Origin of the sequence: Streptomyces sp. NPDC050636 (assembly GCF_040654775.1) — a bacterium.
Taxonomy (GTDB): Bacteria; Actinomycetota; Actinomycetes; order Streptomycetales; family Streptomycetaceae; genus Streptomyces.
Genome location: NZ_JBFAIP010000253.1, coordinates 1 through 1,703, shown reverse-complemented (window position 1 = coordinate 1,703; position 1,703 = coordinate 1). Strand labels below are relative to the sequence as shown.

The 1,703-nt window shown below is 64.2% G+C and carries 2 protein-coding genes and 1 pseudogene; all 3 read right to left on the bottom strand.

Going from position 1 to position 1,703, the window contains the following annotated elements; genetic code table 11:
• Nucleotides 1-383: pseudogene (locus tag AB0I10_RS41080) on the bottom strand (transposase); the annotation flags it as partial.
• A gap of 132 nt (nucleotides 384-515) precedes the next feature.
• Nucleotides 516-1,121: a hypothetical protein gene (locus AB0I10_RS41075; protein WP_363157842.1), complete on the bottom strand. Its 606-nt coding sequence runs from the start codon at nucleotides 1,119-1,121 to the stop codon at nucleotides 516-518.
• A 157-nt stretch (nucleotides 1,122-1,278) separates the two neighbouring features.
• Entirely contained in the window at nucleotides 1,279-1,494 is a 216-nt protein-coding gene (locus AB0I10_RS41070) for a DUF6233 domain-containing protein (RefSeq protein WP_363157841.1), read from the bottom strand.
• Nucleotides 1,495-1,703 lie beyond the last annotated feature (209 nt).

Sequence of the window (1,703 nt, the reverse complement as noted above, 5' to 3'; positions counted from 1 at the left end):
CCGTGCGCGGTCGACCGGCGAAGGTCCGGTGTGAGCCCCCCTTTGAGAGCCCTGATGTGCGAGGCGTCGATCGCGGCATCGTCCATGTCGAGCAAACCGGCTCTACGCAGCTCAGCCAGGAGCACTTCGTGCAGGCGGGGCCAGACGCCGGCCTCCGTCCAGTCCCGCAGGCGCCGCCAGGCAGTCACCCCGCTGCAGCCGGTCCGCTCTGCGGGCACGTCTCTCCAGCTCACGTCCTTGCACAGCACGTAAACGATGCCTCGCAAGGCCGCACGGTCGTCGGCCGGCAACCGCCCCGGATACCGCCGACGACGCGCAGGCCGGGGCGGCAGCAGCGGAGCAACACATTCCCACAGGTCATCAGGCACAAGATCATCTGACACCCGCAATGCTCTGCCGCCATCGAACTCAACCGCCAAGCCCTTGCACCGAACTCATTCTGAACGATCAGTAAGGCCAGCCAAGGATTTCCCGGTCCGACGCCTCTGGACGCGACTCAAGGATTGAGGGCAACCCTACCAATCCTCGGGTTTACCCACCAGCTCCTGACACTGCTCCAACTTGAGGGCTTGAACTTCAAGCGCGAGCAGTCTGTGATGGCCGCGCTGTTCCGCAATAAGCTGCTCTGTATCCTCATTACGACTAACGGCGTACGCAACGGCACCGTAGGAGTAACCCAAGTCAGAGGCAGCCCGGATCAGATTTTTGATCCCATCCTGGTGATCATCGGGCTGTTCAAGTGCCCGCCAGCTGCCTGCAAGGTGCAGGAAGGCGCTTCCGGCCACCTCGAGCTTATCAGAAACCGCGCCGCGTTCAGATTGCGCCGGATCCGACTTTTCATCCATTTCCACGAATGATCCGGTTGCCTCTTCCACCTTGCGGCCGATGGAAGGGATTTCCTGCTGGCAAATTGAATTGACTTGATCTTGCCACTCGCTAAATGCAGGCGCGTCGCTCTCGAATCGGGTTAGAACGAATGCGAAAATACCAATGAGAGCCGACGCGACACCCACCCACCAGCCGATATGGGAGCGCAGCCTACGTCCGAGGGGATCTCTTGAAGGCTCACGCGACTCCGGTGAAGGCTCAGCAGATTCTGGTTCTGGCGAAGCGTCATTCATAACCGCCTCCGCGGCTTCCGTGCGAGCGCGGAGCACCCCGGCCCGCTCGCGCCGCCCCAATCCGGCGTCAGGTCGTTCACGACCACGCGCGGCATGTACATATAACCACCTTGCCCCGCGACCGACCCGAGCGCATCTGAGGCACGTGCCGTCCAGGTCACGGCAGGCCGAGCTCGCGATCCGGATTGCACATGCCGCACGACTCCACGCCCACATCGGTGAGCAGCCGCAGCGCCTCCTCGCGGCCGACCGGCCTCCCTTTCGCCGCGCCCTGGTGCGCGCAGTTCCGACGTGCACGGTCAGCGGCCGGCCACCGCCGAGCTCCGTCTGCACCAACCAGTCCGGCCGTGGCGGCGGCTGGTGCGCGGCGCACTGGTCCCGGTCCTCCTCGGCTGCAATCCAGCGGGGCGTCTGGGCGAGGTGCTGCTCCTGGACGCGCTGAAGGAAGCGCAGCAGGTCAAGGCCGATGGCGGACACGGATCGTGCGTGTGTTTGATTCTAGGCCCCGCATGAGCGGGTAGGCGATCACGGGCGGGTGTCCGGGCATAGCTCAAGCGTCGATCCAAACGGCCTCGGACGCAT

What these genes read in the sequence shown, in the direction of transcription:
- AB0I10_RS41075 (WP_363157842.1), bottom strand. Translation starts at nt 1,121, where the DNA reads ATGAATGACGCTTCGCCAGAACCAGAATCTGCTGAGCCTTCACCGGAG.